General features: G+C 60.1%; 20 protein-coding genes. 11 read left to right on the top strand and 9 right to left on the bottom strand.

From position 1 onward, the window contains the following. Positions 1-146 precede the first annotated feature (146 nt). Entirely contained in the window at positions 147-1,046 is a 900-nt protein-coding gene (locus tag FNT36_RS04105; protein WP_144844624.1) for a helix-turn-helix domain-containing protein, read from the bottom strand. A 92-nt stretch (positions 1,047-1,138) separates the two neighbouring features. Further along, positions 1,139-1,960 (bottom strand): SDR family NAD(P)-dependent oxidoreductase, encoded by an 822-nt coding sequence (locus tag FNT36_RS04110; protein ID WP_144844626.1) that lies wholly within the window; start codon positions 1,958-1,960, stop codon positions 1,139-1,141. Positions 1,961-2,341: 381 nt separating this feature from the next. Between FNT36_RS04110 and FNT36_RS04115 the strand changes: the two genes are divergently transcribed. The 4 genes from FNT36_RS04115 to FNT36_RS04130 all read left to right on the top strand — a co-directional run bounded on the left by FNT36_RS04115 (position 2,342) and on the right by FNT36_RS04130 (position 5,867). Next, the gene (locus FNT36_RS04115) at positions 2,342-3,457 is read left to right on the top strand and encodes a sensor histidine kinase (protein ID WP_144844628.1); all 1,116 of its coding nucleotides are present in this window, start codon (positions 2,342-2,344) and stop codon (positions 3,455-3,457) included. Continuing rightward, positions 3,454-4,257 carry a LytR/AlgR family response regulator transcription factor gene (locus tag FNT36_RS04120; RefSeq protein WP_144844630.1) on the top strand — a complete coding sequence of 268 codons (804 nt, stop codon included), beginning with the start codon at positions 3,454-3,456 and terminating at the stop codon, positions 4,255-4,257. Before FNT36_RS04115 ends, FNT36_RS04120 begins: the two co-directional genes overlap by 4 nt. Before the next feature lie 168 nt (positions 4,258-4,425). Beyond that, positions 4,426-5,382 (top strand): heme-binding domain-containing protein, encoded by a 957-nt coding sequence (locus tag FNT36_RS04125; RefSeq protein ID WP_144844632.1) that lies wholly within the window; start codon positions 4,426-4,428, stop codon positions 5,380-5,382. Between the two features lie 5 nt (positions 5,383-5,387). After that, positions 5,388-5,867, top strand: coding sequence for a hypothetical protein (locus tag FNT36_RS04130; RefSeq protein ID WP_144844634.1), 480 nt, complete (start codon positions 5,388-5,390; stop codon positions 5,865-5,867). Between the two features lie 22 nt (positions 5,868-5,889). Here FNT36_RS04130 and FNT36_RS04135 read toward each other — a convergent pair whose 3' ends face one another. Both FNT36_RS04135 and FNT36_RS04140 read right to left on the bottom strand, forming a co-directional pair. After that, positions 5,890-6,423: a cupin domain-containing protein gene (locus FNT36_RS04135; protein ID WP_233635668.1), complete on the bottom strand. Its 534-nt coding sequence runs from the start codon at positions 6,421-6,423 to the stop codon at positions 5,890-5,892. Between the two features lie 208 nt (positions 6,424-6,631). Continuing rightward, positions 6,632-7,708 (bottom strand): TlpA disulfide reductase family protein, encoded by a 1,077-nt coding sequence (locus FNT36_RS04140; RefSeq protein WP_233635669.1) that lies wholly within the window; start codon positions 7,706-7,708, stop codon positions 6,632-6,634. A gap of 200 nt (positions 7,709-7,908) precedes the next feature. Between FNT36_RS04140 and FNT36_RS04145 the strand changes: the two genes are divergently transcribed. The 3 genes from FNT36_RS04145 (at position 7,909) to FNT36_RS04155 (ending at position 10,651) form a co-directional block, all read left to right on the top strand. Beyond that, positions 7,909-9,288, top strand: coding sequence for a sensor histidine kinase (locus FNT36_RS04145; protein WP_144844640.1), 1,380 nt, complete (start codon positions 7,909-7,911; stop codon positions 9,286-9,288). 75 nt (positions 9,289-9,363) lie between these two features. Next, on the top strand, positions 9,364-10,035 hold the full coding sequence (locus FNT36_RS04150; RefSeq protein ID WP_144844641.1) for a response regulator transcription factor: 672 nt from the start codon (positions 9,364-9,366) through the stop codon (positions 10,033-10,035). Between the two features lie 85 nt (positions 10,036-10,120). Continuing rightward, entirely contained in the window at positions 10,121-10,651 is a 531-nt protein-coding gene (locus FNT36_RS04155; protein WP_144844643.1) for a TlpA family protein disulfide reductase, read from the top strand. A 39-nt stretch (positions 10,652-10,690) separates the two neighbouring features. On the opposite strand, the gene FNT36_RS04160 is transcribed toward FNT36_RS04155, so the two are convergent. Further along, the gene (locus FNT36_RS04160; protein WP_144844645.1) at positions 10,691-11,107 is read right to left on the bottom strand and encodes a winged helix-turn-helix transcriptional regulator; all 417 of its coding nucleotides are present in this window, start codon (positions 11,105-11,107) and stop codon (positions 10,691-10,693) included. 200 nt (positions 11,108-11,307) lie between these two features. Here FNT36_RS04160 and FNT36_RS04165 point away from each other — a divergent pair, with 200 nt between their 5' ends. Then, entirely contained in the window at positions 11,308-12,171 is an 864-nt protein-coding gene (locus tag FNT36_RS04165) for an SDR family oxidoreductase (protein WP_144844647.1), read from the top strand. 319 nt (positions 12,172-12,490) lie between these two features. On the opposite strand, the gene FNT36_RS04170 is transcribed toward FNT36_RS04165, so the two are convergent. The 3 genes from FNT36_RS04170 to FNT36_RS04180 form a co-directional block, all read right to left on the bottom strand. Next, positions 12,491-14,215 (bottom strand): M14 family metallopeptidase, encoded by a 1,725-nt coding sequence (locus FNT36_RS04170; protein ID WP_233635670.1) that lies wholly within the window; start codon positions 14,213-14,215, stop codon positions 12,491-12,493. 327 nt (positions 14,216-14,542) lie between these two features. Further along, entirely contained in the window at positions 14,543-15,106 is a 564-nt protein-coding gene (locus FNT36_RS04175; RefSeq protein WP_144844651.1) for a hypothetical protein, read from the bottom strand. A 12-nt stretch (positions 15,107-15,118) separates the two neighbouring features. Then, positions 15,119-17,419 carry a TonB-dependent receptor gene (locus FNT36_RS04180; protein WP_233635671.1) on the bottom strand — a complete coding sequence of 767 codons (2,301 nt, stop codon included), beginning with the start codon at positions 17,417-17,419 and terminating at the stop codon, positions 15,119-15,121. 166 nt (positions 17,420-17,585) lie between these two features. Between FNT36_RS04180 and FNT36_RS04185 the strand changes: the two genes are divergently transcribed. The 3 genes from FNT36_RS04185 to FNT36_RS04195 all read left to right on the top strand — a co-directional run bounded on the left by FNT36_RS04185 (position 17,586) and on the right by FNT36_RS04195 (position 20,559). Further along, positions 17,586-18,821, top strand: coding sequence for a hypothetical protein (locus FNT36_RS04185; RefSeq protein WP_144844655.1), 1,236 nt, complete (start codon positions 17,586-17,588; stop codon positions 18,819-18,821). Between the two features lie 565 nt (positions 18,822-19,386). Next, on the top strand, positions 19,387-19,947 hold the full coding sequence (locus tag FNT36_RS04190; RefSeq protein WP_144844657.1) for a hypothetical protein: 561 nt from the start codon (positions 19,387-19,389) through the stop codon (positions 19,945-19,947). A 381-nt stretch (positions 19,948-20,328) separates the two neighbouring features. Continuing rightward, positions 20,329-20,559, top strand: coding sequence for a hypothetical protein (locus FNT36_RS04195; protein WP_144844659.1), 231 nt, complete (start codon positions 20,329-20,331; stop codon positions 20,557-20,559). A 143-nt stretch (positions 20,560-20,702) separates the two neighbouring features. Here the strand turns inward: FNT36_RS04195 and FNT36_RS04200 are convergent, their stop codons facing one another. Further along, complete coding sequence (locus FNT36_RS04200) at positions 20,703-22,136, bottom strand: DUF6683 family protein (RefSeq protein ID WP_144844661.1); 1,434 nt, start codon at positions 22,134-22,136, stop codon at positions 20,703-20,705. Positions 22,137-22,170 lie beyond the last annotated feature (34 nt).

Below are 22,170 nucleotides of genomic sequence, written 5' to 3' on the forward strand. Positions count from 1 at the left end.
TGGTGGTGAACAACCGATATCCTAGTGATACAGCTATCAGAATTGTTAAGCAAACTCGCGTATCAACTCAGTACCGATAAGTCCTCCCCGCCAGCTCCAACCGAATGGCCAAGGCTAGTAGGTGTTGCTTACAGAAGGTTAGAAAATCAATTCAGAAACTGGGCCCGGTACTCGCGAGGCGTCAAGCCGATTTGTTTCTTGAAGAGACGTGAGAAATACGTCGGGTTGTCGAAGCCGAGTTGGTAGGCCGTTTGGGCAATCGTGTTGTCGGTACCTAGGAGCAGGTTGCGGGCCTCACCCAGCAAAAACAGGTGGATGTGGTCGAGGGCCGTTTTGCCCGTTTCCTGCTTCAGCAAGTCGGTGAGGTAGCGGGGCGAGGTGTGTAGCTTGTCGGCTAGGTACTTCACCGTGGGCAGTCCTTCTCGCTGTAGCTGCCCATCCTCAGCATAAGCTGTGAGCAAGGCCGTGAACCGCGCTACTGTGCTGCCCAACAAGGCGCTACGATTGAGAAACTGACGCTTATAGAAGCGCTGCGAATATTTGAGGATGGAGGCTAGGTGCGTCAGGATGATGTCGCGGCTGTACTCGTCTTGGTTATTGCCGTACTCGAAGCCAATCTGATGATATAACTCCCACAATATCTGCTCCTCGCGCGGGGCCAGGTGCAAGGCCTCGTTGACTTCGTAGTCGAAGAAGCCGTACTTTTTTATCTCGCTGTGCAGGGCGCTTCCCAATAGGTAGTCTTCGTGAATGATGAGCACGAAGGCCATTTCAATAAGCTGGAGGTCGGTGATTTGCATCGCCTGCCGGGGCTGCACAAACGACAGCGCGCCAGCCTCGTGTTCGTAGCTGGTTTTGCCGTAGAGAAACCGGCCGCCCGCTTTCATTTTGCGGAAGCTAATCATGTAGAAATCCGTGGTCAGCGGCGCATCGCCAAACGAGCAATGCAACAACTGCTGGCACGTGAGCAAACTCAGCAACGGATGCTGGGGCGGCGGATACCCGCAAGAGCGGTGAAACTCGCTGATGCTCTTGAAATGTCTCATGGTCGGAGTACTTACCTAGGCCGGTAGCCACAAACTAAAGATAACCAAATCAGTCGCCGCCCTACACTGGCGCGGAACTGCTGGCTGGCGGGCTAGCCGTGGGCCTGCTCGGCCACGGGCTGCCACTCGGCCCACTCGGCGAGGCGCTCGCCATACACTTGCTGCGCCCAGGGGTAAGCAGCCCGCCCCATAAACAGGTGCAGCGGCGGGTTCTCCGCATCAACCAACTCAAGGATGGCGGGCACGGTGGCCGCCGGCTCGCCATAGTTTTCGGGCTGGAAAGCGGGTAAGGCATAGAGCGACGCTTTCGCCTGGTCGTAGGCGGCGATGGTGGGGCTGTGCACGGCGGAGGCACCGCCAAAGTCGGTCTTGAAAACGTTGGGTTCGACTACCGTGACGTGAATTCCGAATGCTTTTACTTCGTGGTAAAGAGCTTCGCTGAGGCCCTCCACGGCAAACTTAGTGGCACTGTAAATACCCGAAGCCGGTGCGCTGGTAATACCTAACACGCTGGATAGCTGGATAACGTGACCGCTTCCCTGAGCCCGCATGAGGGGCAGGGCCGCCTGCGTGACCCAGAGCGTGCCGAGCAAATTAGCGTCGATAATGTCCCGAACTTGGTGCTCCTCCAATTCCTCTACGGCCCCGAACAGACCGTACCCAGCGTTGTTGATGACAACGTCGAGCGAGCCGAACTGGACGTGGGCTTGCTGCACCGCGGCCACGCACTGCACGCGGTCGGTGATGTCGAGGGCGAGAGGCAGGAAGGTGGCGCCGTAGGTCGCGGCCAGGTCTTGCAGGCCGGCCACGTTGCGAGAAGTAGCGGCTACGTTATCGCCGCGCTTCAGGAATGCTTCGGCCCAAATTTTCCCGAATCCGCGGGAAGCGCCGGTGATGAAGATTGTCTTTGCCATCTGGTTTTTGGTGGTGAAGTGATGGCACAAAATTCCGGCGGCACCCTAGGGCTGGTCTGATACAAAAGGCGAAAATTATGATACAGATTAACGGGCTGCCCGACCCGGCTTCTGTGGTAGACGGGTTGTTTTGCCCCACACCCTGAAAGTGCTACCCCCAGCGGCTCTCGGTGTTCGAAGGGAGCCGCCCCTAGGTCAGTACTTACTTGGCGAGCATGTTGTGCGCTTATCGGCGCTACTAGCAGGCCTAGGGCAGCTGGCCGTTTGCGTGCATGGTACCAGCGGCTAGCAGGCCGCAAAAAAGGCCGCATTGGCGCGGCAATAAGCCAGCTTAGCAGTCGGCCATTCGGGAGCGCCGAGGCAGCTGGTATCTTTGACACTATGCCCACTCAGCCCACCCACGCAACTTCGATACCTCGGCGGCCGCTGGTGCCGGGGCCGGTTATTGCGCTGGCCTGGCTGCTGTTTAGCGGTTTTATGGTGGTGCTGGTATTCGCCCAAAACTTATCGGCGGGCACCCCTACCCACTGGGGCGAGACCCTAGGGGGGCGGCTGCTGCACGGCCTTATCTGGGGGCTGCTCACGCCGGTGGTTTTTGCCCTGGCCACGCGCTTCGACCTCACCGAGCGCCGCCGCTTGCTGCCCAACCTGCTGGTGCACGCAGCCGCCAGCTACGGGCTGGCGCTCATATACCGCTTGGCCTACGCTGGGCTGATGACCTTATTTGGGATGCTGCCGGAGGGTTTTTCGCTGACCACGGTGGTGGCGAATGCCAATACCTGGGTGCCTATTTATTGGATGTTGCTGTGCATGGCCTACGCTGTGCAGTACCGCGAGCGGTTTCGCCAGGGCCAGGTGCAGGCCGCGCAGCTAGAAACCCAGCTTGTGCAGGCGCAGCTGCAAGCCCTGAAAATGCAATTGCAGCCGCACTTTCTATTCAATTCGCTGAACGCCGTTTCGGCCCTGATGGGCACCGATGTGAAGGCTGCCCGGCGTATGCTCGCCCAACTCAGTCAGTTTTTGCGCCTGGTGCTCGAAGGCAGTGATACGCAAGAAGTGACGCTGGCTCAGGAGCTACACCTGACGTGCCTCTACCTCGAAATCGAACAAACCCGCTTTCCCGACCGCCTAGCGGTGGCTTACCACATCGCGCCCGGTGCGGAGGCTGCTATTCTACCTGCCTTGCTGTTGCAGCCAGTGGTGGAGAATGCCGTGCGCCACGGCCTGGCGCCGCAGGCGGGGGTGGGCGAGCTGGCCATTAGTGCCCGGCAGCAGGCCGGCCGCCTCCTGGTGCAGGTGCAAGACAACGGCCGGGGCAGCGCCGATACTGCCGTGCGCGGCATTGGGCTGCGCAACCTCGAAAGCCGCTTGGCTACCCGCTACGGTGCTGACTATGATGTGAGCGTAGAAACCGCGCCCGGCCAAGGCTACTGCCTACGGCTGTCGCTACCATTTCAGGCCGCGGCGCCCGCTGGCCCCTCCCCCCTAGCGGCATGAGTACGAGCATCCGCACCCTGCTGGTAGATGATGAGCCGTTGGCCCGCGGCCTGGTGCGCGAGCTGCTCGCCGATTTTCCCGACATGACCGTCACAGGCGAGTGCCAGAGCGGCACCGAAGCCCTAAGTGCCTTGCAAACTGGGGCCTACGACGTGGTGTTTCTAGACGTGCAAATGCCGGACCTCGACGGGGTGCAGGTGCTGCAACGCCTGCGGGCTGCCGGCCAGCCGCTGCCGTTGGTAGTGTTTGTCACGGCCTACGACCAGTACGCCGTGGCTGCTTTTGGGCTGCATGCCGTGGATTATTTACTCAAGCCGCTTGACCCCGACCGGTTTGCCGAGTGCGTGGGCCGGGTGCAGCAACAGGTAGCGCAGCGCCACACCCACGTTCTTGGGGCCGACCTAGCCGCTTTGCTCCAAGCCTGGCCCATGCCGCCCAGTCCGGCTCCTCCCCCCGCGGTCGAGTACCAAGACCGGTTTGTGGTGAAGCAGCCCGAGCGGCAGTTTTTCGTGTCAGCGGCCGAGGTGTGCTACCTCGAAGCCACCGGCAGCGGCGTGCTGCTACACACGGCCCGCGCGGCGCACCCGGTGCGCACCACCCTAGCGCAACTCGCCGAGCGGCTCGACCCGGCCCGCTTCCTACGCATCCACCGTTCGTTTGTCATCAACACCGACCACATTGCGGAATTCAAGTCGTGGGCCCATGGCGAGTACCTGTTTCGCATGGCCAATGGGCAGCACGTCAGCTCCTCGCGCAGCTACAACGCGGCCATTCAGCAGTTTTTGAAGCGCTTCGCTTAGCCGCCAGCGGCCAAAAAGGCCAACTCAGAGCCGCATAAGGCCAACTGGCCACAAGGCCCTAGCAGCCGCTTAGGGGCACCCGTAAGTTTGGCTATCAATCAGTTGCACAGCTGACCCTGTTCTGCGCAGATGCGGGCAGCCAGCAGCAGCATCTCAAAACGCCTTGCTATGAGCGCCGTTGCCAAGCCTTTCCGCCGCTTATTTCTGCCTGCCGGGGCCATGTTGGGGGCCGCATTTGTGGGCATCCAATTTGTGCATCCACCGTTGGAGAACCCGCCCGTGACGGGTGATTTTCAGGCGCCGGTGGCCGTGAAAAGCATCGTGCAGCGCGCCTGTTACGACTGTCATTCCAACCAAACCAACCTACGCTGGTTCGATAAAGTCGCACCCGTATACTGGCAAGTTGCTGACCACGTGAAGGATGGCCGGGCCGGACTGAATTTCTCCACGTGGCAGAGCCTGCCCCCTGCCGACCAAAAGGCGAAGCTCTGGGAAGCGGTTAACCAAATTATTGCGGGGGCCATGCCACTCAACGAGTACACTCTGGCGCACCCCGCGGCCAAGGTATCGGCCCAAGACGTGGCCGTGCTCAAGCAATACGTAGCCAGCCTAGCCAAGAACCCGCCCGCCGACACAGCCAAACTCAACGCCGCCGACCGGCAGTACCGGCACTGGCAGCCGGGCGCGGCTCAGCCCGCCGCCGTGCCGGTGGCGCCCAACGGCATCGCCTACCTGCCCGACTACAAAAATTGGCAGGCCATCAGCACCACCGAGCGTTTCGACAACGGCACCATGCGCGTGATATTCGGCAATGCGGTGGCCGTGAAGGCTATCCGCGACAAGCACATCAATCCCTGGCCCAACGGCACGGCCTTCGCCAAAGTGGCCTGGGACCAGCTGGCCGATGCCCAGGGCAACGTGCGCCCTGGCGCCTTCAAGCAGGTGGAATACATGCTCAAGGACGACCAGAAGTACGCCGCTACTAAAGGGTGGGGCTGGGCCCGCTTCAAAACCCCCAAGCTGGTGCCCTACGGCAAAACTGCCCTCTTTACTACCGAGTGCATCCGCTGCCACCAGCCGATGAAAAACAACGATTTCGTTTTTACCCAACCTCTCAGCCACTAGCCCGCATGCAAACTAAACCCATCGCCCTAGGGGCCCTGCTGGCGCTCAGCGCCTGTAGCCAAAACAAGGTGCCGGCCGGCCAGCTCAACAAAGCCGCCTCGCTACCCACTACTTTTAATTTCAGCATGTTGGGATTGCGGGTGCTCACTACTTTCATCAACCGCCGGCAGGCTACCACGGCCACCCTGTACGGCAACGACCGGGCCCGCCAGGCGGCCCTAGGGGGCACCGGGGCCGCTCAGCCGGGCGAGGTACTGGCCCTGCTCACCTGGCGGCAGCAGGCCGACCCTAACTGGTTTGGGGCCCGCATTCCTGGGGCGCTGCAATCGCTAGAGCTACTGCGCACTGGGCCAGGCAGCATGGGCAGGCCAGCGGTGAGCTACCAGTACTTCACAGGCAAAGACTTAACGCAACGGGCCGACACATTGGGCCAGCAGGCGCGCATTGCGTACCTACTGGCCCAACGGCCGGCCGTGTTACCCTAGGGCTTACTTACTATTAATCAATTTAGTTATCAACCTCCTCTACACTTGGCGGCGGCGCGAAAAACATATTGTACTTGGGCGCGAGGCCTAGGGCACGCTGCAACTCGCCCATGTCGGGCGGACTGGCGGGTAGCGGGTCGGTGGCCACGGCCGGGCGAGCGGCCTCATCGAAGAAAGCCTGGTGCAGCTGGTTGGCCGTGCTAAGCAGCCGCGCGGGCTGGTTGGTGCGGTTGGCGAAGCCGTGGAAGGCATTGGGCGGCACAATGAGCGTGTCGCCGCGCTCGCAGCTCACCCACTCCTGCTGGCCATCGGCGAGGCGCATGAAATCAACGCGCCCGTCGAGAATATAGAATACCTCGGCGTAGGGGTGAGCGTGCAGCGGCACGCCCTTGCCGGGGTCAAGCGGCAGTTCATAAATAGCAAAGGCGTAGCCAGTGTCGGCGGCCTTGGCTTTCCAAGTGAAACGCGAATCGGCGATGTCGAAGTGCTCGCCTTGGCCCGGGCCTACTTTACGCACGCCTTCGGTAGGCGGAATTTGCAATGCAAGAGGATGCATGAATAAAGAAAAAAGTGGAAAATGAACTCCCGCCATTGCTAGCCGGAGCTTTTACAGGGTCAAAACCCATAGTGGAAAGCAGCCATTAGGTCGCCGGAGCCCCTAGGCCGCTCCGACGCGGAAGCAGGCACCCTAGGGCGCTCCAATGCCGCGGCCCTATTTTATGAATCACTCGAAATGAGCATTATACTTTTCCCGCAACCCTGCTTTAATTGGCAGAGAGTACTTGCGCTAGCTTTTGCGATAGCGCGTCACCGCGCAGATTCTTGGCCACAATGCGGCCCTGCGGGTCGAGCAGAAAATTTTGGGGGATGGCGCTGATGGCGTACTGCTGCGCTACCTCGGTGTTGAAGCCGTGCAGGTCCGACACCTGGGTCCAAGTCAGGCCGTCGTCCTGAATGGCTTTGAGCCATGCGGCCCGCGCCGACTGATTATCGAGCGAGATGCTGATGACCGTGAAATTTTGGTGCTGGTAAGTGGCGTAGGCTTTGGCCACAGTCGGGTTTTCGGCCCGGCAGGGCTTGCACCACGAAGCCCAAAAATCGACCAGCACGTACTGGCCGCGCAGGTCCGAGAGCTTCACGAGCTTGCCACTGGGGTCGGGCAAGCCGAAATCGGGGGCCTGCGCCCCAAGGGCCGTGCGCTGGAGGCGCGCCAACTGCTGCTGCATCAGCTGCCCCTGGGGCGAGGTGCGCACGCTAAGGGCCAACGCCTGAAAAAGAGCCGCGGAGGCAGCGACATCGGGCTGATATGCTTCGTATTCGGCCAGCGCGTAAAGGCTGTAGGGGTTGGCAGGGTGTGCCCGGAGGTAGGCCGCGTACACCCCTTGGAGCTGCTGGTTTAGTCGGGCTTCCTGCGCATCGGTTTGGCGTGCTAGGGCAGTGTCAGCGGCTGGCTGGCGGCGCCGTGCTGCGTACAAAGCCGCTAGCTGAGCTTGGAGCGGCGCGGTTTGGGCAGTGAGGACGGTGTGCTCGTGGTTGAGGGGCGTACCGGTGGCTACGGCTTGCATCGGCTGGCCAGGGCCCGTGACGGTGATGGCACCTTTCTCTAGGTAAATAGTTGCCACGTCTTCCGCCAGCATGTGGGTGTAGGGGGTGCCGGGCGGGGGCAGCAATAGGCTGGCTTGCTGTGGGTCGGCCACTACCCCTTTAAACTGAAAGTGCCCCTTGATGACCACCGCAGAATCGACTACGTAGGTTGCGCCGTGGTGGTAATTAAGGTAGGCTTTGTGGGCCTGGGTGGCGGGCAGGTAGCCGCGCACTACGAAGGGCCCGGGCGCCGCCACAACAGCGGCAGACAGGGGTAGCAGCGCCGCTAAAGCACTCAGAAACTTAACTATACACAAGGGCACCAAAGGGAAGTGATTACGAAGCACAAAGCAACCACCGCGCATTGTAAACCCCTGTTAATTAACGTTAAATAGTGTTAAACGCCCACCAGCCGACCAAGCCAGCAGTACTTTCGCCCTGGCTTTTGGCTACTTCCATGCAACACCGTATTCGCCTTATCACGTGGCTGCTCGCCGCCTGCGTGCTGGGCATCAATGGCTTTCAGGCGTACTGGCTTTACAGCACTTATAAGCTCACCACGGCGCAGCTCGACCGCGCCGCTCACCAGGCGCTGGTAGCCGCAGTGCAGCAGCAGCTGATTGCCGGGGTTGAGGCCTTGCGGGCACCGGGTGTGAAGCTAGTTTTATCTGGCACCAGCAGCACTCGGGTAGGCGTTCGGCGCGAAGTGACGGCCGCCAAAGTAACCGTGGTACCCAAAGGCGCTTCACGGGCCATCGCGGCACCGGCCGGCCAATACGCCCACATCGTTATTGACGACTGGAGCCGCGGCGAGCGCCTCAAATTAGCCGCCCTTACCCATGCTTATCGCTGGAAACTACACCAATACGGAGTCGATTCGGCGGCCGTGCTCGATACCTTTTCTATTCGCGGCACCGATGCGGCACCTAGGCCAGCCCCAGCGCTGCGAAGCCAGTTAGCCCGGTTTCCGCGGCCGACGCCGCCCGTCTTGCTCAGTCCCAAAAAGGAAATGTACGTGCGCGCCCACCTGCCGCCACCCACGCACTATTTGTGGCAGCGCCTAGGGGGCTTGCTGGGCGGCTCAGTGCTGCTGCTGCTGCTCACGAGCGGTTGCTTTGGGCTGGTGCGGCACACCCTGGTGGCCCAGCGCAAGCTGGCCGAGGCCAAGAACGACTTTATCAACAACATGACGCACGAGCTGAAAACGCCACTGACCACCGTATCGGCGGCCGTCGAGACGCTGGAGCGCTTCGGCTTGCAGGCTGACCCCGAGAAAGTGCGCACGTATTTTCGCATCTCGCACACCGAGCTGCGCCGCCTCTCCGACCTAGTAGATAAGGTGTTGAGTATCGCGAGCAAAGAGCAGCAGGCGCTGGTGCTGCACCCCGAGCCGGTGCACCCAGCCGAGCTGGTGCAGGCAGCCGTGCACCGCCACCAGCTACAAGGCAGTAAGCACGTGCACTTTGAGGTAGACGTGGCACCGGCCGACGTAGTGCAGGCCGACCGCCTGCACCTAGATGGCGTCATCAATAATTTGATTGATAACGCTATTAAATATTCAAAAGGGCACGTCACCATTGCTCTGCGCAGCAGCCGCACGGCGAGCGGCTGGCAGCTCACGGTGCAAGACAATGGCATCGGCATTGCCAGCGGCTACCAAGCGGCAGTGTTCGACCGCTTTTTCCGGGTGCCCACCGGCAATCTACACACCGTCAAGGGCTTCGGACTGGGGCTGTACTACGTGCGCCAGGTGGTAGAGCGTCATGGCGGGCGCATCGCCGTGCGCAGCGAGTCGGGCCGGGGCAGCACGTTCACACTCTGGCTGCCGCATGCCTGAGTACCAGGCAGGCCCCCTAGGGGGCCAAGAAGCCACCGTCTGCTTATTACTAATTGCTCCTTGATAATTGCTTAGATGCCAACCATTCTATTAGTAGAAGATGAGCTTTCGCTTGCCCTCATTGTAAAAGACAACCTAGAGTCGCGCGGCTTTACGGTGCTGCACGCGGCCGATGGCCAGGCTGGCCTCGACCTGTTTCGGCAGCACGACCCCGACCTGCTCGTGGTTGATGTGATGATGCCCGTGCTCGACGGCTTTTCCTTGGCTGAGCAGGTGCGCCACGCGCACGCCACGGTGCCCATTATCTTTCTCACTGCCCGCGGGCAAACCGCCGATGTGGTGCGCGGCTTCGAGCTGGGCGGCAGCGACTACGTGCGCAAGCCCTTTAGCATCGAAGAGTTAGTAGCCCGCATCAATGCTCGCCTGCTAGCGGTGGCCACCCCTACCCCACCCGCGCTGGTAGCCATCGGCCAGTACCAATTCGACTACCCCCACCAACGCCTGCTGCGCCAGGGCCATGCCCAAACCCTCACGAACCGCGAGGCCGAGGTGCTCCAGCACCTCTACCAGCAGCGCAACCAAGTGCTAGCGCGCGCCGAGGTGCTACAGGCCTTGTGGGGCGACAATACCTTTTTCAACGGCCGCAGCCTCGACGTGTACATCACGCGCCTGCGCCGCTACCTCCGCGCCGACGCCCAGGTACAAATCGTGAACGTGCGCGGCATTGGCTATAAGCTGATGCTATGAATGAGTTAACTGTCTCCGCTTAATTCTTGGCCTTCAGTGTACTAAGAGCTAAATAACTAGCGCATCACCCCGACCTAAATAATGTATGACAGCTCCTTTCGTCGCCTACGCTACCGCTTTGCTGCTGGTGGCGGGCCCCACTAGTAGCACAGTTCCCAGCCCCGGCCACTTGCCCGGCGCGTCGGTAGCCATTCGGGCCGGGCAACCCCTCGCGCCCGACTTCCGGCAGGCCGACCCACAAGGCAAAGTAGTGCGGCTTTCGGCCTTGCGTGGGCAATACGTGCTGCTCGATTTCTGGGCCTCCTGGTGCCCGCCCTGCCGAGCCGAAAACCCGGTTCTGGTTCAGGCCTACCACCGCTACAAAGGCAAGAAATTCACCATCCTGAGCGTATCGCTCGACCACAACCGCGCCGCCTGGCTTAAAGCTGTGCAGGCCGATGGCCTCACATGGCAGCAGGTATCAGACCTGAAAGGCTGGGACAATGCCGCCGCCGAGCGCTATCATATCGTAGCCCTACCACAGAATTTCTTGCTTGACCCCACCGGCCACATAGTGGGGCAAAACCTGCGCGGAGCCGCTCTAGAGCAGCGCCTGGCCCAATTGCTCGGTGAGTAGCGCCCACTGCTGTGTTTGCGCACCACACACATCGCTTACTTACGCCAGCGCCTTTTCGCGGGCGAGCTGCTGGTATTTTTCTACGGCCGCGCTTTTTCCGCTCTGCAGTTCAGCCATTAAGCTAGGGTCCGCAATGGTGGGGCAATGTTTGGCGCCCCACAGCACGAGCTCGACGATAATCGGGACAGTATCCAGGCCTTTTTCCGTCAGGCGATAGGTGAACTTCGATTTTTTGTCGGCAGCCACTGCCTTGGTTAAGAGGCCCTGCTCCTCCAGAACCGCCAAACGGTCGGCTAGAATATTGGTCGCCATTTTTTCCGCTGACTGCAGGAATTGCCCATAGGTGGACTTGCCCGCGAACACCATGTCCCGCAGAATGAGAAGGGTCCATTTGTCTCCCAGCACGTCGAGCGATGTGCTAACGGGGCAGGTAGAACGCTGTTTTAGCTCCTTCATAAAAGAAAATTTATTTTTACTTGCTTTTTGCAAGTAAATTATTATACATTTGCACTTGCAATTCGCAAGCAAATATACGCGGCTTTCGCTTGCGCTAGCACCGGGAGCCAAACTGCCTGCTGGCACCCTTCAGAACCATAGCCGTCACTAAACAGCCCTTTTGCCGACCACGCAGCAGTGGTCTTTATTTCTGTTTAACCATGATTTTAGTAACTGGAGCCACCGGTGGCCTAGGCCACGCAACCATCGACTGCTTGCTTACAACCACCCCGGCCGCAGAAATTGCTGCCCTGGTGCGCGATGCCAGCAAAGCCACCGACCTCGTGCAGCGGGGCGTCGATGTGCGGCAAGCTGACTACTTCGACTACCCCGCGCTGGTGCAAGCCTTTCAAGGCATTGAGAAGGTGCTATTAGTTTCTGCCGTGGCCTTTACCGACCGGGTGAGTCAGCACCGCAACGTCATCGACGCCGCTAAGGAAGCCGGAGTGAAGCACCTGTTCTATACTAGCATCCAGCGCAGCTCCGACTTTGTAATGACGGAGGTGACAGAAAGTGACCTAGCCACCGAGGCCTACCTCAAAGCGTCTGGGCTGGTGTACACCATTCTCAAAAACGGCTATTATTTCGAAGGCCTGCGGTATCTAATTGGCAGCGAGGTACCGGAGACAGAGATACGCTTCCCGGCGGGAGAAGGCAAGATAGCCTTTATCAAGCGGACCGAACTGGCCGCCGCCACAGCCGCCCTGCTGACCAGCGAGGGGCATGAAAACCAAGAGTATACTCTGACCGGGAGCGAAGCCTATTCGTTTCACGACATCGCCCGGGAGCTCTCTGCGCTAGCGGGCCGACCCATCACGTACCACAGCAGCGAGCTGGCGCCTTACATCGCGCAGACAGTAGCCGCTGGCTTCCCCGAACCCGTCGCCAACTTCTTCGCCCAATGGGGTGCCGCCACCCAACACGGCATGCTGGCTGGCACGCACGATACGGTGGAGCGACTGCTAGGCCGCAAGCCAACTTCGCTGCGGGAATACTTGAAAACGACCTATTTTCCGGGCACCTGACCGCTCGTAGCGGCGGCCGACACCTAGGGTCTCAAGTCAACCAGACCGGTCCCGTTCATCACCTAGGAGCTGGCTAGCATGCTCCCAGCTGAGTTCCTAGGTGATGAACGGAGCCGACAGAAGTGGTGGCCAATTTGACTGACCTCTACGAATAGGACCCTCAAACGCAGTGCCACCAGCTTCAGGCGCTGAGCAAGGCCTGCACACCAAGGGGCATCACTAAAGCTGCCAGCTACGCACTAGGGCTGGGCAGCAAATCAGGAGATAGATGCTACCTGCCCTGTGCTGTTTTTACTTAATATAGCCACCTAGCACGTCCTTAATTCAACTCGCGCATAATCGGATACTGCAAGTGATAAGGGTGGCCAGGCCCAGCGTGCGCATAGAGCCAAGCCAGCCGCGCATCCGGGTCGGCGGCGAAGGCCGGTTCGGCACGCAGCTTGGCCTCAAATGCAGCTTTTACCGCCGGGTCGGTTGCCAGCAGGCGCTCGCCCAGCGCGGCGAGCACAAAGGCGTCGGTGCTGGGTACGGGGGCCAGCATTTCGGGGAAAAACCCCCAGGCCAGAAACGAATCCTGGCTTTCCGGCTCCAGCAATGCGGCCGCTAGCAGCCCGTTGGGCTGGTTGGTGGGTACGCGTACGCTGCCCGCTGGCAGGGTTTGCTCGCCCAGCTCATGCACGAAGGTGGCTGCCAGCGGCACGCGCCCTTCGCTAGGCTGTAAAAGCTTAGACTCTACGAGTCGTACTTGGTCGAGCCGCAAGGTGCGCGGCGTGGCTGTTGTCTCAAACGTGATGCCGTGGAGGCGTAGCCGGTCGAGCACCTCTGCTTGGGCGGCGGGCACCCACCAGGCTTTGGGTAGCCGCACTGACTCGGTCGGTTGCTGCCCAATAATGGGCATGCAAAAAGTAATCGGCTGGCCAAGCCAGCGCTGCTCTAGCCGCCCCGAGGCTGGCGACAAATACGTGTCGAAGGCGATGCCCTTGAACTGCTCGACCCAGCCTATCGGCTGCGGGGCGGGCATCCAGCGGGTGAGCAATTCGGTGGGCCGGCTCGCCCGGTCTGTTGCCTTGGCCGCGGCGATTCGGGTGGCATCAGTCGCGGCAATCTTTAGCGCGGCTTCCAGCAGCACATAGGTGCCGAGCACGCGCTGGCGATACGGCTTGAGCATGTGGTTCTCAACCAGCACGGTCGGCACGCTGATAAAATCGCCGTAGCCGGTGGAGTAGCGGGGCCCCTCGGGGCTGTAGCGGATGCCCTTAGCCGGGTCGCGGGTGTCGATGGGGCTGGGATAAATCGTGGGCGTATGCCCCGCCTTGGTCAGGGCCTGCGTTACGGCCGGGCCGAAGCGCCCTTGCAACCAGTTGGCTGTGGCCCGGTGGCGCGCGTAGGTGCCCCAGCCCGCGTATGTGAAAGTCACGTCGTATTGCATGTCGAAGCCTTCACTGACGTGGCAATCGATATAAAGCAGTGGGTCGAGCTCGCGCAACAGGCCAATCATGGCTCGCGTTTCGGGCGCGTCCGCTTTGGCATAGTCGCGGTTCAGATTGATGTTACGCGCGTTTGCATCACGCCCCTTCTCAAGGGGGCCGCGCAGGTGCGGGAAGTTCCACACACTCAGCTGCTCGTGGCCATCAATATTATAAATTGGCACAAACACGAGGTCCACGCGGTCGAGCAAGTTGTCCTTGCCACGCAGGGCAATATCGCGCAGCAGCATCAGCCCGGCATCCTTGCCGTCGATTTCGCCCGCATGAATTCCCGCTTGCACCAATACAACTGGCTTGGGGGCACCGCCCTTGCTGGCACGCACGTACAGCAACTCACGCCCCTCGCCCGTGCGGCCGAAGCTATGCAGGGTCATCAGGGGCGAGGCGGCCGCGAGCTTTTGCAGCCAAGCTTTGACCTCGGCATAGCGCGGTGTAGTCTTGAAGTCAGCCGCCTCGGCCGGCGTAATCCACTTATCGCCTGCTTTGACAAGCAACTGCTCGCTTTTACCAGACCACGGACGGACAGGAGGTAGGTCTAAGATATTCTGTGCTGACACGTTTGTAAAACCTAAGCATATCAACCCCGCGAGCGCCGTCGCGTGATAAAATCTAGCAATCATTAGTTAATCACTCAAGTAAAATAGAAACGCCTACCTAGGAAGGCGTTTAAAAAGCAGCCATCATTCCTAATACTCCGCTCACGCTATAGCTGGCGATGACCAGCACGGTCTACCTGGCAGGAACAATTTATTGCGCTGCTTATTCATACGCCTCAAGCGCTGCCACAGCCTACAACAAGTACTTGGCGCACCACTTTACAGTTGTGAGCGGGTTTCCCGAAAAGCTAGTTTCGTTCAGGGTAGGCATTGACTGACCTACGGCTCCTAGCGGATGGTGACCGGGAAGGTTGTATCGAAGTCGGTGCTGCCGGGCGTTTCGGTGCCATCCTTGGTACCCACTTGGTGGCGCAGTATCACGCGCAGACTGCCGTTGCCCGCGCCCGCCGTAGTGGCCCGCGCCTGCAAGCCAAAAGGCAGGCCCTGGCTGTCTTTGTCAGTGACCACTACCGTGAGCGGCGCACCCGTGGGCTTGTACACGAACAAGTGATTGGTAGCCTCGCGCACGATTTCGGGCGTCACGTCTTCGCTCGTGGTCGAGGTCTCATTGAGCACAGCATCAACTGTGAGCGTGTACACGGCGTTGGCTGGCAACGTAATGGCGTCGATAACGGGCGGGTTGCCGCCCTGGCCATCCAGGTCTTTCCAGGTGGCGAGGCGCACGTCGGTGGGGCTGGCCTGGTTCACGAACTTGAGGCGCAGCGAGGTTATTAACTCGTTTTCGCGCACAGCGGGCAGGGGCGTTTCGTCCTTCGAGCAGCTGCCCAGCAGACCTAGGGCGAGTACAACGGGGGCCAACAAGGACGCGGGGCGGGAGAAAGCAAAAATCATATTATCAAAGGCTTAAGGGGTAGAGGAAGCGGCCGGCGACTGGCCAAAGGGTACTGTGAGGCGCAGGGCCACATTGCGGCCTACCTCGGGGGCGAAGTAGCGGAAGGCGTTGAGGTAGTCGCGGTAAGTGGTGTTGAAGAGGTTGTACACGCTCAAACTCAAGGCCACGGGGCGGCCCAGCAGGTGAGCCTCGGTGCTGGCGTCGAGGTGGCAGAGGGTATAGGCAGCGGGCGGCGGGGCGAAGTCCTGGTCGTCGCGCACGCGCCACTGGCGGGCGGTGTGCTCCACGCGTAGACTCAGGGTATTGTCGGCTAGGCCGCGCCAGGTGGGCAAGGTCAGGCGCACAGCCGCAGCCGTGCGGTCGGCCGGAATCAACTCTAGGTGCCGGCCGGTCTCGCGGTTGTAGGCCCGCACCGCCGAGTAGCTGGCCGTGGCCGTGAGCCAGTCGGCCACGCGGTAACTGGCCGTGGCGTCGGTGCCGTAGAGCGCGGCATCGACCTGAACGTAGTGGTAGGCCAAAAACGCGCCCCGCACCGTGAGCACGGCCTCGGTGCCGGGGCGCAGGTAGATGTAATTGTTGAGGCGATTGTGGTACACATTCAGCTCGCCGCTCAGCCGCTCGCTCTTTTTGGTCACCCCGCCGTAGAGGTTCAAAGTGGATTCTTCGCGCAGGTTGCGGTCGCCCTGCTCGAAGCGGGCGCTGCCGTGGTGCACGCCCTGCGAAAACAGCTCGTTGATGGACGGCGGCCGCCAGCCCCGGGCCGCGCCCGCGCTCAGGCGCCAGCCAGCCGACAGCTGGTAAGCCGCGCCCACCGTGCCCGTAAGCTGCCCGTAGCTGAACTGGGGCCGGATTTCGGGGCTGCGCTGGTCGGTGGGCACTTCGCGCAATCGGGCCTGCATGTGCCGGGCATCGTAGCGGGCGCCGGCCTCTAGCTCTAGGTGCCCGCGGCTCCAGCGCTCGGTAGCGAAGGCGCCCAGGCTGCGATTGGTGAAAAACGGGATGAGGTAGCGGCCATCGTAGTAGTTCTGCTGGTGCTGCGCGCTCACGCCCACCTTGCCCCGCAGGCCACCTAGGGGGCGGTGGTCGAGGTAAGCATCCAGGGCCTGGGTGGTGAGGTTGAAGCGCAGCTGGTACTCGTGCTCGTAGGCCTGGCGCACCAAGTCATACTCCTCGCGGTTGTTGCGCTGGTAGCTGTAGCGCAGGTGCAGCTTGCCCAGCCTAGGTAGCTCGTAGTGCGCGGCGGCCCGCACCAGGTGGTGGCCGATAAGCTGGTAGGGCCGCCCGATGGCGTACGAAAAATCTCCCTTCACCAGTGGCTCGGAGCGCGCAATAGCGGCCAGCAAGTCGGTAGTGTTGCCGATGTGCGCGCCCTCAAAAATGCCTAGCTGCGAGTTGAAGGTGCTGGCGTATAGCTCGGCCGCAAAGGCATTCTTAGCAAAGCCCAACGTGGCCGAGCCGTTGTATTCCTGAAAGCCCGTGTTTTTCAGATGATAGCCGGGCACGCGGGCATTAGCCGCCTGCCGCGTGCTCAGCTGCACCCGGTAGCCAAGCAGGCCCTGGGGCCGGGCCCCTTCGGCCGTGGCTGACAGCGCCCCAAGGCCGTTGTTACTCATCAGCACCGACTCGATGCGGCCCCGCAGGCCGGGCCGGTAGTCGAGGGCATCGGGCTCGACCAGGATAACGCCGCCCACAGCATCGGAGCCGTACATGACGCTGGCCGCGCCCTTCACCACCGTGAGGCGGCTGGCCACGAAGGGGTCTACCTCGGGGGCATGCTCGCTGCCCCACTGCTGCCCCTCCTGACGCACGCCGGCATTATAAATCAGCACCCGGTTGGAGTGCATGCCATGAATGACGGGCTTGACGATACTAGGTCCCGTTTGGATGGTACGCAGACCTGGCACGCGTTGCAAGGCCTCGGCCAGCGTCTGCCCCCGTGTGAGCGCCAGCTCATGCAGCTCAACGCTACTTTGTTGCATTAATGGCGTATCATAAGCTCGCTGACCGGTAGCCGTCACCTCACCTAGGGTACCCTCTAATGGACGCAGTACCACGGGCAGCTCTGTACTAGCTGCTAGAGTCAGAGAATGTGTAGCGGGCTCGAAGCCTAAGTAGGTCACTACCAGATGGTAGGCACCGGAACATAGTCCAGCTAAGTAATAATGACCATTGTTATCGGCCATTGTGCTAATGGAAGTGCCTTCTAGACGCACGGTGGCGGCGGGCAGTACCTGGCCGGCCTCGTCGGTTACCACGCCCGCCACGTGCAGCTGGCAAGTCTGCGCCGTGGCCGTCAGGGGCAGGCTGAACACGCTTAGTAAGCTGAGCATTGCTCCTATCCCAGCACAGGACAAGGGGTGAAGCCGAAAGAGTAAATGATATTTTTTTATTGCAACCACGTTTCAAAAGTAGGACGCGCTTGCTTAGGTTTGCAAAAAAATTCACGAAAACCTCATTTCATTTCTTCCCTTTTCTACCATGAAGCACCTCTTTTCATCGGCTCGGCTGGCGCTGACTATCGCGGCGGGTTTATCGCTTGCGGCTTGCAACAAGGACAACGACGACGTAACCCCGGTTGACCCTGACGCGGGCAAGGAGTACCGTTTTGTGCGCCTGCTGGTGGCCGACGAGCAGGCCAGTACCCTCACTCAACTCACGCCTTTCGACGGCAGCACTGCTTCGTTTAGCGCCAAGTATCCGCTGGCCACGCTCTACCCCACGGCCTCGGGCCGTTACGCCGCCGTGCTGTACCAGAGCCAGAACCTAGTGGAGATGTTTGACACCGGTCTGGAATCGCACGATGGCCACGCCGATGTGAAGGGCACGGCCAAGTGGGCCGCCATCTCGGCTACGAGCCCCAAGCCGACGCACTTCAAGAGCCATGATGAAGAGACGCTAATTTTCAACGATGGTGATGGCACGCTGAGCGTGGCAGACGAAGACGACTTCCACACGCCGGGCGCTAAGTTTCGGGTTATCAATGCTGGCCTAGCGGCTCACCACGGGGCCATGGCCCACTTCAGCAACGACACCTACGCCGTAACCGAAACCCAGCCCGGCAGCACCGCGCCCACCGGCGTGCGCATCATCAACTCAACTGGCGGCCTGGTACACGCCGCCACCCTGCAAACTGGCAGCCTCCACGGCAATGCCAGCGATGGCGAAAACGCTGTATTCGGCGCCTGGACCACCACAGCTAACACCAGCGGCAGCGTGCTAGTAGTCAACAAGTCGGGTCAGCAGCGCCTCATTGCTAATCCCGCCAGCCTCGGTGCCAACCGCCTAGGCACCATTTTATATGCTGAGGGCGCTAAGAAATTCATCGGCTACTCGGCCACTAAGGGCGCTTACCTCATCGACTTGGCGGCAAATAGCATGACGCCCATCTACGACGGCACCGACGCCATTCAGTGCAAGCTCGACTACGCCGGCAAGCAGCTACTGGTACTGACGCTTGGCGGCCAACTACGAGTCTATGACTTGGCCACTAACTCCTTGAAGCAGCAGGGCACCGTCATTCCCGCCACTCCCGCTGCCGATGTGTACAAGCCCGTGCTAGAGGCCTCGGAGCGGTTTGCCTACATCGCCGTGCCCGCGCTGGGCGAGGTGCACCAGGTGCAGCTCGACAACCTGAGCGCAGTAACGAAGCATAAAGTGACAGCACGCCCGGTGCGCCTCACGCTGCTCGGCATCGAAACCAGCGAATCGCACTAGGTTACCGCTTGATACTTTAAGAGTAACTGTGATTTTTAGAAAGAGGGTTCGGCTACTAAGCTGAGCCCTCTTTTGCTTGAGTAGTACTACTCGCCTCTCCCTACGAGCATTGCTGATTAGCAGAGAAGCGGGTGCATTATACTCTCTCCTACCCTAGCCAAATAGGCTACTCTTCATTTTCAGGATGGCACGCAAGTAGCCTTTGCACCGAAATGTGTTCGCCACCTCACCTCCTCACACCTCGAGTCACGGGGCACATTTCCCCTGTCCTAGGAGTCCTGATTCAAAGCCACAGACCACACTAGTTTGCTAATTCTTAGGGTTGCATTCGCACGTAGCAGCCGTGAGCCGCGCCTCCCCTAGGGGGGATATTCTTTAAGCTAGGTGCGCAGGTAGTATGGCACCTAGGGATTTAGCTCCTGCCTAGGGAGAGCATTATACACGCCAAATTGGCTCCACTTATACTGATTGCACTTAACTAATAATTAGTTATTTATCCATTTGCGTAATACCTTGTCTACGAGCAACTATACTTCTTGCTATTCTACTTTGCTATCGCTTTATTATGCAATTACAGCTCCTAAGCGCTCCTGCTTGCTTAACTATTTATTACGACGCCACTTCCGATTGCTTATTCCTCGACTGGGCTGGCAAGCTCACTCTATCCGCTGTGCAGGAAGCCTGCGTCGCCGTGGCCCAATGCTACACAGTGCGGCCCTACTCTCGCGTGCTGAGCAGCACGCGGTTAGTAACGGATAGTGAGTCGAGGGTTGGCCCTTGGCTACGGGCCGAATTTTTCCTGTACCTAGCCGTGACCGGTGTTCAGCAGGTGGCTTGGGTTAGCGCCCCTTCTCTCCAGGGCCGTCATCTCGCGCAGTCCCTTGGGCATCGACTGCCAGGCTTAGCACTGGCCTTCTTCGACACGATTGAAGCGGCTTTTACCTGGCTACAACAACCGATGGCCGCACCCGCTGAAGCGCTTTTCTCGTCGCGGCCGACAACTACCCATGTCCGCTTAGCACAAGGTGTTGAGGTTATTCGGCAGGAAATGCGGTTGGTGCAGCAGGAAGTGCAGTTGCTGCAGCAGAAAGTAGTGGGCAGACCAACTGCCTCGCAGCGGCCTTAAACAGGAGGCACCATTTCCGCTTACACAATTTTTAGTAAGACTGCCTCGACTGCTCAAGCCGCATAGTACGAGCGAGTACTTGGAATAGTCTAGGCGAAAAAGAAGCCGCTAGCACAGTACCCATGACTTCCGCTTCGCAGAATAAGCTGGTGCCAGACTACTGCAACGGTAATGAGGATTACGCGGAGTTGGCTCTGACCTAGTGCTATAGCTGGGTGCCCACGAGCAGGGCTTTTCAAAAAGCGTTTTACTGATGTCTCGGTTAGCGCATAAATTGCTCTCTCAAGGCACCTAGGGTATGCTGGGCTCCGCTATTAGGGCTGGGCTGCTGCCACGGCTATCATCGGCTTATCGCTTCTTTTCATTTTTCTTCCTACCACAATGGCAACTTTCACCTTGGCTGTAGTTGGGTATCTGGACACATTGCCTAAGCAAACTGGGCTGACTTTCGAGCAAGTAAAAACTACGCTGGAACAGCATCGCGAACTATATCCCACACGGGTTCAGCGCGCGCTCGCGTGGGCCGAGAGCGCGAGCCCCGGCGAAAGCTGGCAAACTGATACCGACCTACGCGAATCGGACCAAGCCGACATCTACCTGACGCGGGAATAAGGTTTCCCCTGAATCCTGCGAGGGTTTACTCTCAGCTCGGCGGCATAGGCTACCGGCTAGGCAGGTGGCCACCCCGCTGCCCGAGCGTAAACACCAGGAGCTAATCAGGCAAATTTTACCCTTAACTACTAACCACTTAGCTACTACTCGTCGGTGTAGGCATCGCCGCCAATAAAAAGTAAGTCATTGGACGGCCGCGCCGGGGTGCCTTTAGCTCCAATCGCAAACGACTTGCGCACAGTACGCCCGTCGGCATAAGTCAGCGTAAGCGTATGGCCTTGCAAGCGATAGGTGCCGCTGGCACTGCGCCGACTGCCACCCGCCGCATTGGCCGTCATAACGCCTCCATTGGCACCTTCGGTGAAGTGGCTGGCATCTACGAAATTTAGCTTACTGATAACTAGGCTTGTAGCTCCACCCACGCTGCCGCCGCTAGCGTTTTTATACGCTCGCTTCAGCGGCACGGCCCCTGCCGCGTAGGCCGGAAACCAGCTACCCGAGCCAAGCTCATAGGAATTAGGCCGGCCCTTGGCGTCGGTGAGCACGAAGGCGCTCCCGTTCTTGCGCCATGTGCCCCAGGCGGACGGGCGTTGGGCGCGGTCGGCAGCGAGGTCTAGGCTTTCTAGAGGGCCTTCTCCTACATCGCAGTACTGCCCACTGGCCAGCAGCGCCACCGGCTCGAAGGTGAGTCCGCCGTAAGCGTTAGAACGCGCGCGGAAAAACCATTGCGCCCCGACTGCTGTGCCCGGGGCGGCCGGGGCCGAGCGGGCGCCATCTGTGGCAGCAGGAGCTGTCTTGGCACCCGCACCAGCACGTTTTACTAGGCCTCGCTCACTCAGCGTTAGCGCGTTCACGTCTATCTTAAAAAGCTGTTGAAATCGTGTAGCCACACCGCGTCGAAACGCCGCGGTCTTGGCTTCGTCGGTTCCTTGCGCGCCTACACTCACCAGCACCGTTTGCAATTTTAGAAGCTCTCCTAATTGCGCCGCCACGCTGGCCGGGCGGCCAGCCAAAACGTGGGCAGCGGTTGGGGCAAACTGCTGCCGCACAGCGGCCGTGGGGCCGGCCGGTAAAATTGTACCCCCCGGCACTTCGCCGTGGGCAACCCGGTAGGTGGCCACCAGGCAGGCAGCAAAGGCATCGGCCACGTTATTGTCTTGCAGCCCCGAACCCGGCAGCAGCTTCGCGTACAGCGGACCGTAGTCAGCGGAACCGCTCGGCCCAAACATGGCCGCGAATTTGGAAACTGTGGCGGGTGTGGTGCCAGGTTGGCGCCGCGCAAATTGTTCGGCAGCCGTGCGCCGCATAGCGGTGGTAGCGGTGTAGCGCAGTTGAGGCGCCGCAGCAGAGGCTGCCTTAGCCGCAGCTGAAGGGGTTGCCCGCCCGCCGCTCCGTGCCTTATTGCGGCGAATGCTTTCGTCCAGCATGGCCCTGTTGAGCTGCGAATTAGTCAGCGCCATCATGTTGCTAGAGTAGATTTCCATCGTTAGCTCTGGCGATTGGCCATAGCTCATGACTGGTGCCAATAGGCTAGGCAGCGCACCTAGGCTCCCTAGAAACAGCTTTTGCAGACTCATAGCCAAGAAAAAATAGTGATAAGCTGGTGCAGTG

The sequence above is a fragment of the Hymenobacter setariae genome (genome assembly GCF_007713685.1).
Taxonomy (GTDB): domain Bacteria; phylum Bacteroidota; class Bacteroidia; order Cytophagales; family Hymenobacteraceae; genus Hymenobacter; species Hymenobacter setariae.

Coding starts and splice junctions, on each gene's coding strand:
- FNT36_RS04110 (WP_144844626.1), bottom strand. CDS start 1,960: ATGGCAAAGACAATCTTCATCACCGGCGCTTCCCGCGGATTCGGGAAA.
- FNT36_RS04115 (WP_144844628.1), top strand. CDS start 2,342: ATGCCCACTCAGCCCACCCACGCAACTTCGATACCTCGGCGGCCGCTG.
- FNT36_RS04145 (WP_144844640.1), top strand. CDS start 7,909: ATGCAACACCGTATTCGCCTTATCACGTGGCTGCTCGCCGCCTGCGTG.
- FNT36_RS04120 (WP_144844630.1), top strand. CDS start 3,454: ATGAGTACGAGCATCCGCACCCTGCTGGTAGATGATGAGCCGTTGGCC.
- FNT36_RS04185 (WP_144844655.1), top strand. CDS start 17,586: ATGAAGCACCTCTTTTCATCGGCTCGGCTGGCGCTGACTATCGCGGCG.
- FNT36_RS04175 (WP_144844651.1), bottom strand. CDS start 15,106: ATGATTTTTGCTTTCTCCCGCCCCGCGTCCTTGTTGGCCCCCGTTGTA.
- FNT36_RS04160 (WP_144844645.1), bottom strand. CDS start 11,107: ATGAAGGAGCTAAAACAGCGTTCTACCTGCCCCGTTAGCACATCGCTC.
- FNT36_RS04130 (WP_144844634.1), top strand. CDS start 5,388: ATGCAAACTAAACCCATCGCCCTAGGGGCCCTGCTGGCGCTCAGCGCC.
- FNT36_RS04165 (WP_144844647.1), top strand. CDS start 11,308: ATGATTTTAGTAACTGGAGCCACCGGTGGCCTAGGCCACGCAACCATC.
- FNT36_RS04195 (WP_144844659.1), top strand. CDS start 20,329: ATGGCAACTTTCACCTTGGCTGTAGTTGGGTATCTGGACACATTGCCT.
- FNT36_RS04190 (WP_144844657.1), top strand. CDS start 19,387: ATGCAATTACAGCTCCTAAGCGCTCCTGCTTGCTTAACTATTTATTAC.
- FNT36_RS04105 (WP_144844624.1), bottom strand. CDS start 1,046: ATGAGACATTTCAAGAGCATCAGCGAGTTTCACCGCTCTTGCGGGTAT.
- FNT36_RS04150 (WP_144844641.1), top strand. CDS start 9,364: ATGCCAACCATTCTATTAGTAGAAGATGAGCTTTCGCTTGCCCTCATT.
- FNT36_RS04155 (WP_144844643.1), top strand. CDS start 10,121: ATGACAGCTCCTTTCGTCGCCTACGCTACCGCTTTGCTGCTGGTGGCG.
- FNT36_RS04135 (WP_233635668.1), bottom strand. CDS start 6,423: ATGCATCCTCTTGCATTGCAAATTCCGCCTACCGAAGGCGTGCGTAAA.
- FNT36_RS04125 (WP_144844632.1), top strand. CDS start 4,426: ATGAGCGCCGTTGCCAAGCCTTTCCGCCGCTTATTTCTGCCTGCCGGG.
- FNT36_RS04200 (WP_144844661.1), bottom strand. CDS start 22,136: ATGAGTCTGCAAAAGCTGTTTCTAGGGAGCCTAGGTGCGCTGCCTAGC.